Source organism: Streptomyces sp. NPDC004561 (assembly GCF_053602155.1).
In genome coordinates, this window is record NZ_JBSGDB010000230.1 from 1 (window position 1) to 13,497 (window position 13,497).

A 13,497-nucleotide genomic window follows, 5' to 3' on the forward strand; every position below is an offset into this window, starting at 1 on the left:
CCGCACCAGCGCGTTCCTCACGGACCTGGACGCCACCGCGGTGGCGGGGGCGGTGGCGGTGGCGGTGGCCGCAGCGGGGCCGGAGTCGGGCTCGGACTCCGACTCGGGTTCGGGTTCGACCTCGACCGGGCGCTCGGCAGCGACTGTCGGCCGCCGCACTCGGCCACGGTCACGGTCAAGCGCGGCGGGCTCGCGATCTTCCGCGCCAGCCTGGACAGCGGGAACATGACGTCGCCCGAAGCGACGCCGGGCTACGCGCGACACTCACTGGCCATCCACACGGAGGCACGCGCCATCCGTAACCCGGACCTGCGGCCGGGTGAAGGCGGCCGCGGCCAGCGAGGACGACACCCCCGCGCCGGTGACCACCCACCTCACCCCGAAGCAGGCGACGTCGCCGTTCCCTCCGAGTGAGATCGCGAAGTTCCGCACGATCACAGCCGACACCCCGGCAAAGCCCGATTCGGGCCATCGGCGAGCCGCGACCACCCGAGTGACCGACCTGGAGACCGCCTGGGACGACGGCCAGCCCACGCTCGAGCCCAAGAGCGAGAAGTCGTGGCACTTCCTCGACAGCGAAATCGACCAGGTCCTGAAGGCGCTACGCGCCCCGAACCTCGACAAGGCCACCGAGGTCAAGGCGCTCAACACGCTTCTCACCTCACTCGGCTGACCGAGCGAGTCGACGGACTGCCCCGACACATCCCCTGTGTCGGGGCAGTGCCCATCCCCCAGCGCCCGCATCCCCTCCTCGTCCACGGTCGCCGTCGGGGCTCGTACCGAGACCGAGCCGGAGCGAACACCACGGGGGGAAATCACCGCGCCCCCGGTACAAAGTCGATGTCCGCAGAGGTGGACAGGCGTTCCGGGTGAGTGCGGCTCTCGGCGCGTTGGAGGCGCACAACGACGTCGAGCCCTCCGCCGGCGGCTGTCTCCAGGGTGACTTCGCCGCCGCCGGCGCGGGCGAGTTGCCGGACCACCGGCAGGCCGAGGCCGGTGCCGTCGTGGTCGGCGTCGGTGGCACGCCAGAACCGGTCGAAGGCTCTGTGCCTCTCGGCCTCGGTCATGCCGGGTCCTTGGTCGATGACATGAAGTTCGACCATGGGTGGTGTGCGGCTGCCTTCCCTCAGGGTGGTGGTGATCACCAACGTGATGGCGGTTCCTGGCGGGGACACGCGCAGCGCGTTGGAGAGCAGGTTGTCGATGATCTGCTCCAGTGCTTCCGGGACCGCCCACACCCTGACGGCTGTGGCTGCGGAGACGACGATGTCCACGTGTTGTTCGTCGGCGAAGGCAGTCCAGATGGCCGCGCGATCGGAGACGACGGCGTTCACATCGACCGCCACCGGCCTGATCGCGGAGTTCTCCAGCCTGGCGAGCGCCAGCAGACCCTGCACCATGCGACCGAGCCGCTCCACCTCCCCGAGTGCTTTGTCGAGGCTGTCCTGGGCGCAAGGGGCGAGGTGCGGCTCGAAATTCTCCAGGCGCAGGCGTAGTGAGGTGAGGGGAGTCTTCAGCTGGTGGGACGCCTCGGAGGCGAACGCCTGCTGGGCCTGCAGCAGGTGCTGCAGGCGGGTCGCGGTTCTCGTGAACGACGCGGCGAGCCGGCGCAGCTCCGGCGGCCCGTGATCGGTGGCCGGTGGGTCGGTGATCCTGCCTTCGGCGAGTTGTCTCGTGGCGCGTTCCAGGGCCTGGACGGGACGGGTGACCGAGCGGGCGAGGGCGAAGCCGATCACGGAGACCGCGGCCAGGACTCCGAGCCCGACGGCGGCGAGGATCAGCCAGGTGGCGTGGACCCTTGCCCTGAGCGGGCCCAGGGCGTACACGGTTCGTACCACGCAGGCGGTGGCGTCGTTGGAGCCACCCGGCACGGTGACGAAGAGGACTTCGCCGGCTGTGTCCCTGTGGGTGCCGAGGGAGGGTCGATCGCGGAGTGCGGTGGAGATGTCGGGCTCGGCGGCCAGGTTTGTGCCGACCTGGGAGCGGGCTGCGGTGTCGGTGAGGAGGGTGCCCTCGTGGCCGGCGACGAGTACGCGGCTGCCGGTTCGCAGGCCGTACGCGCGGGCCAGTTCGGGGAGGTCGGCCGTCAGCCCGTGCTCCATTTTGTCCTCGCAGACCTCGGCGAGCGTGGTCGCCCCCTGCTGTGCCGCGTGGGAGAAGCGGGACAGCTCGCTGCGGGCGTAGAAGATGCCGAAGGGCACTTCGAGCGCGAGCAGGACGAGCAGCATGAGGCCCAGATGGCTGAGCAGAAGGCGACGTGTCATCGGGGCTCTCCGCCGCGCGCCGGCGCTGCGGTGGACGTGGCGTCGACGTGTGCCGGGGGGACCAGGCGGGATCCGATGCCGCGGATGTTCTCGATCCAGGAGGAGTCACCGAGTTTGCGGCGCAGCGCGGCGATGTGCACGTCGAGGGTCTTTGTGGGTCCGAAGAAGTTCGGTTCCCATGCCGTGTCGAGGATCTGCCGACGGGAGCACACGGCACCGGGGTCCTCGGCGAGGCAGGCGAGGAGGTCGAACTCCTTGGGGGCGAGGGCGATGAGCGACTGGTGCAGATGTACTTGCCGGGTGCGACGGTCGATGGTCAGGGGCCCGATCCGTCGGATGTGGGGGGCCGCGGGTTGTGCCGTGTCATTCGAGGCGTACGGCTCCGCACACCGCGTGTCCAGCGCCGCGGGGCGGGCTCGGCGGGTGACGGCACGGATCCGGGCGACAAGTTCCCGCACGCCGAACGGCTTGGAGACGTAGTCGTCCGCGCCCAGCTCCAGGCCGAGCACTCGGTCGACCTCGTCATCTCTGGCGGTGATCATGATGATCGGCACGGACGAGCGGGAGCGGAGCGCACGGCAGACGTCGATGCCGTCCATGTCGGGCAGCCCCAGGTCCAGCAGCACGATCGCCGCCTCCGGCGCGGCAAGGCCATCGGCGCCCTTTTTGGCATGCTCGACGGTGAACCCGAAGCGGCACAGGCCCTCCGTCAGCGGTCCGGCCACCCGGTCGTCGTCCTCGATCAGCAGTACACGCATGTCGAAAGGCTCACAGACCGCCGCCGAAGGGTGTGGCGCAATCGCCGTAACCTCCCCCGAGCCGGTGATCTTCCACGGTCGGCTCAACTGCCGAAGCGCGGAGCGATGACCGGATTTAGGACAGTGACAGCGCGGAGTAAGCCCTGGGTCGTGTCGCGAACGACGGTGACCTATTCCCCCAGGTGGCAGCGGAAATTGATCAGTGGTCAGGCCGCCCGTAAGGAAATCCTTCCCTGTGGAATCGGCTGGAGATGAGGGCGGGAACTCAGCTTCGTCGGGCGAATCCGGGATCCCTGCTGTATGTGCTCTGGCCCTGTGCTTGATCGTCTTCCCGTAGCTTCGGTCGCACGGCCGGTGCCACTGGAGCACCGCGTGCCAAGCGCCCCCACAAGCACCTGGGATGCCCGATGCTCCTCGATGAACTGCGTTTCACGCGTCCGGACCTGGTGGAGCCCTTCACGACCGCGCTCCCAGGAGCGCGTGCCACCGTACTGAGCCGGCTGTGGGGAGCCTTCGTACGAGAACCCCTGCCCGGCCTGGCCGGGCACCGCCGGGAGTCGGACGCCATGGTGGTCGAGCTGCGACGAGGCGGCGCACTCTCGGCGCCCCAGTCCTGCGCGCAGCCGTTCGCCGAGGTACCCGACGACTTCGCCGTATCCGGGCCGGAGGGACCGATCGGTGGGCCGGCGGAGCTTTTGGCGCAGCTCGGCCTGCGTACCCCCGCGGCGCAGCGGCTGGCGGCCGAGCTCGACAACAGCGTGGTCAACCTGGCCCTGGCCAGGGCCGCGAACGCGGGCCGGGGGGTCGCGCTGAACGACTCGGTGGATGCCGAGCAGGCCGTCGTCGACGGCCACCCGCAGCACCCCTGCTGCCGGACACGTACCGGCATGTCGATCGCCGACGTGCTCAAGTACGCCCCCGAGCACCGCCCGGTGGTCCATCTGGCACTGATCCGTGTCCCGGCCGACCGCTGGCAAGGGGCCGGCGTCTGGCCGCGGCGGTTGCGTGACGGAGACACGATCCTGGTACCGGTGCACCCGTGGCAACGGGACCACGTGCTCGTGCACCACCCCGACCTGCCCGTCGTGGAGGAGACGATCCCGGCCCGGCCGCTGCTGTCGCTGCGTACCCTGGCGCCTCTGGGGGTCCTGCCGCGCTGCCACATCAAGACGGCGCTGGACGTGCAGGTCACCAATTACCGGCGCACCATCTCCCCGGCCGAAGTCGCCGACGGAACCCCGCTCTCCGAACTGGTCTCGGCCGCCGTCCACAAGTCCGGGTACGGCGGCAGCCTGCGCGTTCTGCGTGAACTGGGCAGTGGCGCGGTGAGGGTGGACAGACAGCCCTCCGCGAGCCTGGCGGCGATGGTCCGGGAGTCGACCGAGTGCTACCTGGACGCCGGCGAGATCGCGGTTCCGCTCACCGCAGTCCACGCGACCGGAGCCACCGTGATCTCGGGAGATCCCGTGCGCTGGCTCGCGGACTTCGCCGGACTCGTCCTGCCGCCCGCACTGACGCTGCTGTCCATGGGGGTGGCACTGGAGGCGCACGGCCAGAACACCCTGGTCGTGCTGAGGAGCGGGCGGCCGGTGCGAGTGCTGTACCGGGATCTGGACGGCGTACGCGTCAGCCCCCGCCGCCTGGCTCGATGCGGCTTCACGCTGCCGCCGCTGCTCGGCACCCGCGCGGGTGACGACGTGGACGCCCTGCACACCAAGCTGTTCGGCGGCCTGGTCAGCGGAGTCTTCAGCGAGCTGGTCGACGTCCTGAGCCGAGAGCACGAGGCTGATCCCCGAGCGCTGTGGGGTGCGGTGGCCGAGGTCGGCCGCCGGGTGTACGCCGGCCTGCCGAACCAGGAGGACGCTGCGGCGTTCTTCGGCGACACGATGCCGCTGAAGGCGACGGTCGCCATGCGCCTGGCCGAGAACCCGGGCAAAGCGCAATGGACGTCGATTCCCAATCCGCTGGCCCTGTGCCGCTGACATCCGACACCGACCGTCGTCCCACTGGAGTGACCGTATGACCACCGGCACTGCCCCCCACACCAGCCCCGCCGCCACAACCGTCACCGCATCGCCGTCCGAACCGATGGGGACGGCGGACACCGTCACCACCCACACGCTGCTCAACTGCCTGATCCGCGAGGTGTCCGCTCCCGAGCACCAGGTGACGGTCGACGACGACCACCTCCTGCTGTGTCTCCCCCGCCGGGGTCTCCTGCTACGTTCCCGGCTGCGCCGGGCCTCGCTGATCGGAGCCCATCGCTTCCGGGGCCCGGTGCAGCGGCTCGACAACGGCACCTGGACGACCGTCGGCTGGAAAGAGCTGGCCGATTACATCCACGACGAACTGGCACTGCGCACGGGGGTCGCCAACGAGGAGTTCCTCACCCAGGTCGCCGACAGCCGGGAGACCATCCGCACGGCCCTGGAGGAGCGGGCCGGAGCCACGCCGCATCCGGATCCGTACGTGGCGTCGGAACAGTCCCTGGTGTTCGGCCACCGCTTCCACCCCACTCCCAAGTCACGCACCGGCGACCCGTCGGACTGGCTGGAGTACGGCCCGGAGACCGGCGCGCGCTTCCGCCTGCGCCACCTGGCCGTACGCCGCCCTTTCGTGCGGGAGGAAGGCGAGTTGCACGCGATGGACGCGCTGTGCCCGACGGCCGATCCGGGATTCGCGGTACTGCCGGTGCACCCCTGGCAGTACCGTCTGCTGCAGGACAACGACCGGCTGCGCGAGGCGATCGCCGCCGGCGATGTCGTCGACACCGGAGCGAGCGGCCCGGAACTGGTGCCGACCGCATCGGTGCGCACGCTGTACCACCCCGACAGCGACACCTTCCTGAAGTTCAGCCTGAACGTCCGCCTCACCAACTGTGTCCGCAGGCACGCCAGTTACGAACTCTCCGGTGCCGTCGTCCTCAACCGGCTGCTCCAGCCCCTCTTCACCGAGCTCACCGGCCGCTTCCCGGGATGCGCGCTCTTGGCCGAGCCCGGCTACCGCACACTCGACACCGACGACACCGCCCTCCTGGAGGGGCTCGGCGTCATCGTCCGCTCCGGCATGCGCCGCCACCTGCGTCCCGGGGTGACCGCCCTGCTCGCCGCCGCGGTGGCGGACGAATACCCGACCAGTACAGCCCATGTGTCACACCTGCTCAGCCGCGGCGACGGGGACGTCCTGGCCTGGTGGGACGCGTATCTACGGCTCCTGCTGCCACCGGTGCTGGCCGCCTACTTCGAGCACGGTGTCGTACTCGAACCCCACCTGCAGAACGTCGTCGTCGGTGTGAACGCCGACGGCACCCCGGCTCAGATGCTCTTCCGCGACCTGGAGGGCACCAAGCTCCTGCCCGGGCATCATCAGCGCGCCCTCGACGACCTCCCGGACGACGTCCGAGGTCCCCTCACCTACGATCCCGAACGGGGCTGGAACCGGGTCGCGTACTGCCTCCTGGTCAACCACACCGCCGAAATGCTCAGCGCCCTGGCCGACCTCGACCCGAGCCTGGAACCCGCCCTGTGGGGCCTGGTCCGTGACCACCTCGACGCCTACGCCCGCACCGTCGCCCAACCACCCCGCCTGCGCGCCCTGTTGTCCGGCGTACCGCTGCCCGCCAAGGCCAACCTGCTCCTGCGCTGGGCCCGCAAGGCCGACCGGCACGCCACCTACGTCCCCTTGCCCAGCCCACTCGGCGCGGACTTCCCCCGCGAGGTGGTCCGGTGAGGCCCGAACTGCTCGACCTCGTCGGCAGGACGTCCGACGATCACCTGCCGGCGTACGTCTATGACTTGCCGGCCCTGCGCGAGCACGTTCACGTGATCCGGGCCGCGCTTCCGGAACGAGTCGAGCTGCTGTACGCGGCCAAGGCCAACTCCGACCCCCGGATTCTGCGGACGCTGGCCGGGTACGTCGACGGATTCGAGGTCGCCTCCGGCGGCGAGCTGAGCCACGTCCGGAATCTCACTCCGGATGTGCCGATCGCCTTCGGGGGCCCGGGGAAGACACCGACAGAGCTGACCTCTGCGCTGGACGCCGGAGTGAACCGCCTGCACATCGAGAGCGAACACGAACTGCGGCTTCTCATCACCCTGCTGGGCGACCGGACCGTCGACGTTCTCCTGCGCGTGAACCTACCCGTGGACCTACCCGTGGACCTCGGCCAGGTCGCCCTCGCCATGGGCGGCCGGCCCAGTCCCTTCGGCATGGACCCCGCGCAACTGGACCACTGCCTGGAGCTGATCGCCTCCAATCCGCGCATCCGGCTGCGCGGCCTGCACCTCCATCTGGCCAGCGGTCTCCAGGCCCCAGCTCAACTGGATCTGGTCGACGAGGCCTTGAGCTGGGCCGAAGATTGGGCTCGTGACCGCGGAGTCGACCTGGCCGAGGTGAACGTCGGAGGGGGAATGGGCGTCGACTACGCCGACCCGTACAAGACGTTCGACTGGTCCGCCTTCGGTGCGGGACTGCGCCGGATCGTCGGCCGCCACCCGTACCTCACGCTGCGGATCGAACCCGGCCGTTCGGTCACCGCCTACTGCGGCTGGTACGTCACCCAGGTCCTGGACATCAAGTTCAGCCGCGGCGAGGCGTTCGCCGTGCTGCGCGGAGGCACCCACCATCTGCGCACTCCGGCTGCGAAACAGCACGACCAGCCCTTCGAGGTGATTCCCGACGCCGTCTGGTCACATCCCTGGGACCGCCCGGAGGCCCGCGACGAGCCGGTGACACTGGTCGGACAGCTGTGCACGCCCAAGGACGTCCTGGCCCGCCGGGTCAAGGTCGAACGGCTGCGCGTCGGCGACCGCATCGCCTTCGCCATGGCCGGCGCCTACGCCTGGAACATCTCCCACCACGCCTTCCTGATGCACCCCCACCCGACCTTCCATCACGTCGATGACGTCGGTGTGTCCGCACCCGGCGACGCGTATGCCCGTCAGCTGTCATGAGCGCGGGCTCCCGCATGCCGGTGACGGCCGTACTCACCGTCCGGAACTTCCGTCGCTACCTGTTCGGGCAGCTGGCCTCCAACATCGGCACGTGGATGCAGCGCGCAGCGCAGGATCTGCTCGTCCTCCACCTCACCGGCAACCGCGGCAGTGCGGTCGGCCTCGTGACCGCACTGCAGTTCCTGCCGCAGACCCTGTTCGGCCTGACCGGAGGCGTACTGGCCGACCGGTACCCCAAGCGGCGGCTTCTGCTGCTCACCCAGACCGCCATGGGAGTGCAGTCACTCCTGCTCGGGCTGCTGACCGTCACCGGGGCGGTGAACCTGCCGTCCGTCTACGCGCTGGCCTTCGCCCTCGGCACCGCCACCGCCGTGGACAGTCCCGCCCGCAACGCGTACATCTCCGAACTGGTCGCCCGTGAGCGTGTGGCCACCGCGGTCAGCTTGAACTCCGCTCAGTTCAACGTGGCCCGCGCCCTCGGCCCCGCCCTCGCCGGGCTGACCGTCGCCACCTTCGGCACGGGTCCCGTATTCCTCGTGAACTCGGTCTCGTACCTGGCCGTCCTCTACGGCCTGATCACCATCCGTACGGACAACCCAGGTGGCCAAGGCCGGCCTCGACCCGGCCGTAACCGACTACGCGACGCCTTCCGCCACATCGCCTCCACCCCCGAACTGCTCCTGCCGATCAGCCTCATAGCCTTCGTCGGCACCTTCGGCCTCAACTTCCAGGTCACCATCTCCCTTGTGGCCATCACGGCCTTCCACACCGGTGCCGCCGCCTTCGGTTACCTTTCCGCCGCATACGCCTTCGGCAGCCTCATCGGCGCGATCTACGGGGCGAGTCGCGGGGACCCGCCCACCGCACGCCGTTTGGTCACCACCACGGTCGTCTTCGGGGCACTGGAAGCCGCGCAGGGACTGATGCCGGACTACGGCACATTCATGGCGCTGCTGATCCCCACCGGTTTCGCCGCCGTGATCACGACCACCTCCGCCAACGCACTGACCCAGCTCTACGCCGCCCCAGAACTGCGGGGCCGAGTCATGTCCGTCTACTTCCTCGTCCTGCTCGGCGGCACTCCCGTGGGCGCCCCGCTGGTCGGCCTGGTGTCGGACGCCCTCGGCGCCCGCACCACCCTGGTCCTGGGCGGAGTCGTCTCGGCGTCCTCCGCGCTCGCACTCTCCGCCTTGGTCACACGCCGAATCCAACGGCGCACGCGTATCGCAGGAGCGGCCTCCGCAACCAACTCAGCCATCAGAACGGCCCAACCAGTCGGGGACCGGCCCACCGATCCGTGACGCAGCCGCGGGGCGGTTCACGATCGCGACTCCCCACGGGGAGGACGGCCCTTCGGGTCGGGGGGACGGCTTTTCGGGAGAGCCGTGTCTGCCGATGCGCACCTGGAAGCCCTGGCCATGCCCTTACGATGATCCGATGCGCCAGGCCGACCCGAAGCCATACTGGAACACCAACGTCGCCCGGCACCCGGGCATTCTCCGCGCCGTGCCTGAGGGGTGCGGAGACGCGTTGGACGTCGGCTGCGGGGACGGGCTCCTGGCGCGGAAACTCGCCGAGCGGGCGAAGCGTGTCACCGGGATCGACAAGTCGCCGGAGATGATCGCCTGCGCACGTGAACTCGCTGCCGACCACCCGGAACTCACCTACATCGAGGGCGACTTCCTCACGGCCGACCTCCCGGTCGGCGGATATGACTTCATCTGCTCGGTGACCACGATCCACCACATGGACTTCGAGGCCGCCCTGATCCGGATGCGCGAGTTGCTGCGGCCCGGCGGCACGCTGGTCGCCGTCGGTCTGGCCCGCGAGAAGAGCCCGGCGGAGTGGGCAGCGATGATCGCGGCTGCCCCGGTCGTGCGGATAACCAAGGTGATCCGCCGTGCGCGTGGGCCGGAGGGCATGCCGGTCGCCGTCCCGCGGATGAGCTACGGTCAGGTCCGAGCTGCGGCGCAACGACTGCTGCCCGGCATGCGCTATCGCCGGCATGTGCTCCGTCGGTACTCGCTGACCTGGCAGAAGCCTGTCCGCTAATCCGGCTTCGCGATCCCCTTCCACGTCGACGAGCTCGAACTGGCGGGTTGGTTCACTGATCGGGAGCAGGGGCGGCAAGTGCCGTGCGGCACGCGAGCCAGGCGTCAGCGCTCAGCAGATCCTGGAGTCTGGTGAACAGGGCGAGCAGCTCAGGGCGCCACCTGTCGCGGAAGTCGGAATCGACGATGACGAGATCGAGTTCGTTGGCGGCCGACAGTTCGGTGAAGTCCCGGCGCCCCTGCGGTCCTGGATCGCAGGAGCGGCCGGTGAACCTGTCGTGGACGGCAGCATCGGCCTGGTTGAGAGCCGGGTACGTGGCCTTCCGGTCGCATGAGGCGTACAGGTACACGATGGCCTCGGCCTCGGTGCCGATCACCGCCGCGAGGTCATTGCGGCGGTCCAGCGGCAGCAGTGCTGTGGGAAAGCCGTCCGTGCCGTAGAACGCGTGACACAGGCCCGCGAGTTGGAGGGCCGGGCGGGCCTTCCACGTCGCGAGCCGCGCCTGTACGCGCTGGAGGTGGGCAAGGAGAGTGCCGCCGGGGTGGGCGATGCTCTCGGCGCCGAACTCACGTAGCAGGACGACCGCTTGGTCAATCGTGGCAGGGAGGGCAGGCACGGTGTCCGTGTCCCTTCGGTAACGGGTTGCTCGGCGCCCGCACAGCGCCTTCGCCGGTCCGGATCCGTACGAAGGCACCGGACACGTCGTCGCCTTGGCGCTGCACGATCTTCTGGCACTCCGGTACCCCAGTCAATCCTCGGGATTGCTCCACCGATCCCAGGTATGGCTTGGGTGCCGGCGACTCTCGATGACCTGCGCACCGTAAGGCGTGGTCGGTGGGCGTTCAGGCCGTGAGCATCCGGTCCTGTTCCACCGGAGGTGTGCCGTCGTGCCAGGGCAGGACCTTGCCGAAGCGGACCAACTCGCCGTAAAGGGCGGGATCGACGTCCTCGGCGGAGATCAGGTCGAGCACGGCCGCGGCGGCCTGGGTCGGCGACTGGGCCTGGCTGTAGTCGCTGAACCAGGGGCGCGAGGTGGCGGTGTCGACCATGCCGGGGCACACGGAGGCGATCAGGGTGCCGGCCGCGAGGTCGCCTTCACGGCGTTCGGCGGCGACCGCACGGACGGCGGCGACCTGAGCCACCTTGGAGGGCACGTTCAACCACACCGGCCAGCCCGCCTCCTGAGCCGTCTTGTGGTGGATGGCGCTGCGCCAGGACTCAACGGCGTACTCGACCTGGTCGAGGTTCGCGCCGTCGAACAGGTGGTGCAGCCGGGGGGTGAGGTGGCCGAGGGTGCCCAGGCTGCTGGCCACGACGAGCAAACGGCCGCCCTGGCGGAGAACGGGGCCGAAACTGCGCAGGATTGCATGGGTGGCGGTGTTGGAGACATCGATGAACTCGTCGGCCCGCTCCGCCTGCGACTCCTCGGGCAACAGGCGGGCAACCGCGTTGGAGATGACGACGTCGACGCCTCCGTGGCGGGTCCGGAGGTCCTCGGCGAGACCTGCGACGGCGTCGGTGTCGGTGACGTCCAGGACGCGGCCCTCGATGCGGGCGCGCGTGCCGGGCAACTGGGTGACCTCGTGGGCGGCGTCCGTCACCCGCTGGTGGTTGCGGCCGGTGAGCAGGACCAGGTCGTCGCGGTTCATGCGGGCCGACAGTCCTTCGACGAGGGCGCGGCCGAGTCCTTGGTTGGCGCCGGTGACGAGGGCGATTCGCGAAGCGTTCATGCATGCGAGGCTAGAAACACCGCGTCCATGAGTCCAACGAAAGTCAGGCACGGCTAGTATGCGTATTCGTCATGGACTTCACTGATGTGTCACTGACCGCGCTGCGCGTCTTCCGCGCCGTGGCCGAACAGGGAACCTTCACGGCGGCCGCAGCATCGCTGGGATATACGCAGTCGGCGGTGTCCCGGCAGATCGCCGCCATCGAACGGGCCGCCGGCGCGGAGTTGCTGGAGCGGCGGCGCGACGGCGTACGGCTCACCGCGGCCGGCCGTATCGTCATGCGCCGCGCGACGACCGTGCTGGACGAGATCGACGCGACCGCCAGGGAACTGTCCGGCCTGCCCGGGCAGGCGGGGACGGTCCGCCTGGGCTGGTTCCCCAGCGCCGGCGCCGTTCTGCTGCCCCGGGCTCTGGCAGCGCTGCGCCGCACTGACCCCGGCCTGCGCGTCGTTGGCCGGGAAGGCAGCAGCCCCGCGCTGGTGCGCGCCCTGCGGGCCGGCAGCCTCGACCTGGCGCTGCTCGCCTCGGCCCCGCCGTTCCGTCCGCCGGACACCGAGTCGCCCCCGCTCGCGCTGCAGACGGTCACCGAACGCGCGCTGCGCCTGGCGGTGCCCGCCACCCACCCGCTCGCACGCGGGGACTTCGTCGACGTGACCGACCTGCGCGGAGAACGCTGGATCGCCGATTCCTCCTCGCGAGAAGACCGGCTCATGGGTGTGTGGCCCGGCCTGGACGAACGGCCCGAGATCGCCCACACCGCCCGTGACTGGCTCGCCAAGCTCCATCTCGTCGCCGCCGGCTGCGGACTGACCACCGTGCCGGCCACTCTCGCCTCCGCCGCTCCCCCGGGTGTCCGCGTCCTCCCCGTCCGCGGCGGGCCCCAAGAACAGCGCCGACTGCTCCTGGCCCGCCTCCCGCACCCGCCGACTGAGCCGGTCACCCGCGTGGCGGCCGCCCTGCGCGCAGCGGCCCTCGACGCGGAGACGCCCGCTCCCTCCCCGCCGCCCTCGTGAGGACGGGACCCATGCAGTCACTTCGCGACACAGGACGAAAGCACCGCTGCTCCACGGAGTGCGTGCACGTTTTGTTCCGCTTTATCCATCATTGAAGAGCCTTCATTCGCGGGGCCGTCTGCACGAATCAGGGGCGGATACGGGCTTCTTACCAGGGCGGCTTATGGTGCGTCGCCATGACTCGCACACGGCTCTACCGCAACGGTTCACTGATCCTGGAGGACTTCCCGACGGCTGACATCTCGGAGTACGTGAGCGATCCGGACGTGGCGGTCTGGCTCGACCTGTGTGATCCGTGCTCCGCCGACTTCGAGATGATCAGCGAGGAGTTCGGCCTGCATGAACTCGCGGTGGAGGACGCACGTCAGGAGCATCAGCGGCCCAAGCTGGACCGCTACCGCACCCATGCCTTCCTCAGCGCCTACGCCCTCAGCGCGGACGAGGACACTGGCAAACTGACCGCAAGTGAATTGTCGGTTTTCATCACTCCTACGGCTTTGATAACTATTCGCCCCGACCACCGGTTCGACATCGAGAAGGTCGTCGAACGCTGGGACAACAACAGCGATCTCGCCAAGTACGGGGTGGGGTTCCTTCTGCACGGACTGCTTGACCACATAGTCGACGGGCATTTCGCTGGTCAGCTTGTCGGCCTGGTGCTTTTGCTCATCCATGATCCAGGCGGTGGTGAGTGCGTCCGCTCCACGCTGGGCGACATCTCCGAGACC

The 13,497-nt window shown here is 69.5% G+C and carries 13 protein-coding genes; 9 read left to right on the plus strand and 4 right to left on the minus strand.

What is annotated here, in order from left to right; genetic code table 11:
* Positions 1-195: 195 nt before the first annotated feature.
* Together ACWEN3_RS26560 and ACWEN3_RS26565 are read left to right on the plus strand one after the other, a co-directional pair.
* Entirely contained in the window at positions 196-414 is a 219-nt protein-coding gene (locus ACWEN3_RS26560; RefSeq protein WP_452975770.1) for a hypothetical protein, read from the plus strand.
* The gene (locus ACWEN3_RS26565) at positions 320-673 is read left to right on the plus strand and encodes a hypothetical protein (protein ID WP_452975772.1); all 354 of its coding nucleotides are present in this window, start codon (positions 320-322) and stop codon (positions 671-673) included. The genes ACWEN3_RS26560 and ACWEN3_RS26565 overlap by 95 nt, the downstream gene beginning before the upstream one ends.
* A gap of 142 nt (positions 674-815) precedes the next feature.
* On the opposite strand, the gene ACWEN3_RS26570 is transcribed toward ACWEN3_RS26565, so the two are convergent.
* Both ACWEN3_RS26570 and ACWEN3_RS26575 read right to left on the minus strand, forming a co-directional pair.
* A complete protein-coding gene (locus tag ACWEN3_RS26570; RefSeq protein ID WP_452975748.1) occupies positions 816-2,264 on the minus strand; it encodes a sensor histidine kinase in 1,449 nt (482 codons plus the stop codon).
* Positions 2,261-3,022 carry a response regulator transcription factor gene (locus ACWEN3_RS26575; protein WP_452975750.1) on the minus strand — a complete coding sequence of 254 codons (762 nt, stop codon included), beginning with the start codon at positions 3,020-3,022 and terminating at the stop codon, positions 2,261-2,263. Before ACWEN3_RS26575 ends, ACWEN3_RS26570 begins: the two co-directional genes overlap by 4 nt.
* 407 nt (positions 3,023-3,429) lie before the next feature.
* Here ACWEN3_RS26575 and ACWEN3_RS26580 point away from each other — a divergent pair, with 407 nt between their 5' ends.
* From ACWEN3_RS26580 to ACWEN3_RS26600, 5 genes are all read left to right on the plus strand, one after another.
* A complete protein-coding gene (locus ACWEN3_RS26580; RefSeq protein ID WP_452975752.1) occupies positions 3,430-5,004 on the plus strand; it encodes an IucA/IucC family protein in 1,575 nt (524 codons plus the stop codon).
* A 37-nt stretch (positions 5,005-5,041) separates the two neighbouring features.
* Positions 5,042-6,751, plus strand: coding sequence for an IucA/IucC family protein (locus ACWEN3_RS26585; protein ID WP_452975754.1), 1,710 nt, complete (start codon positions 5,042-5,044; stop codon positions 6,749-6,751).
* Entirely contained in the window at positions 6,748-7,974 is a 1,227-nt protein-coding gene (locus ACWEN3_RS26590; protein ID WP_452975756.1) for a type III PLP-dependent enzyme, read from the plus strand. The genes ACWEN3_RS26585 and ACWEN3_RS26590 overlap by 4 nt, the downstream gene beginning before the upstream one ends.
* Positions 7,971-9,275: an MFS transporter gene (locus ACWEN3_RS26595; RefSeq protein ID WP_452975758.1), complete on the plus strand. Its 1,305-nt coding sequence runs from the start codon at positions 7,971-7,973 to the stop codon at positions 9,273-9,275. The genes ACWEN3_RS26590 and ACWEN3_RS26595 overlap by 4 nt, the downstream gene beginning before the upstream one ends.
* Before the next feature lie 136 nt (positions 9,276-9,411).
* The gene (locus ACWEN3_RS26600; RefSeq protein ID WP_452975760.1) at positions 9,412-10,026 is read left to right on the plus strand and encodes a class I SAM-dependent methyltransferase; all 615 of its coding nucleotides are present in this window, start codon (positions 9,412-9,414) and stop codon (positions 10,024-10,026) included.
* A 52-nt stretch (positions 10,027-10,078) separates the two neighbouring features.
* Here the strand turns inward: ACWEN3_RS26600 and ACWEN3_RS26605 are convergent, their stop codons facing one another.
* Both ACWEN3_RS26605 and ACWEN3_RS26610 read right to left on the minus strand, forming a co-directional pair.
* Complete coding sequence (locus ACWEN3_RS26605) at positions 10,079-10,642, minus strand: DUF6817 domain-containing protein (protein ID WP_452975762.1); 564 nt, start codon at positions 10,640-10,642, stop codon at positions 10,079-10,081.
* A gap of 226 nt (positions 10,643-10,868) precedes the next feature.
* A complete protein-coding gene (locus ACWEN3_RS26610) occupies positions 10,869-11,756 on the minus strand; it encodes an SDR family NAD(P)-dependent oxidoreductase (protein WP_452975764.1) in 888 nt (295 codons plus the stop codon).
* 71 nt (positions 11,757-11,827) lie between these two features.
* On the opposite strand from ACWEN3_RS26610, the gene ACWEN3_RS26615 reads away from it, so the two are divergent.
* The gene (locus ACWEN3_RS26615) at positions 11,828-12,769 is read left to right on the plus strand and encodes a LysR family transcriptional regulator (protein WP_452975766.1); all 942 of its coding nucleotides are present in this window, start codon (positions 11,828-11,830) and stop codon (positions 12,767-12,769) included.
* Positions 12,770-12,945: 176 nt separating this feature from the next.
* On the plus strand, positions 12,946-13,497 hold a 552-nt coding region (locus tag ACWEN3_RS26620; RefSeq protein WP_452975768.1), incomplete at its 3' end, for a CorA family divalent cation transporter.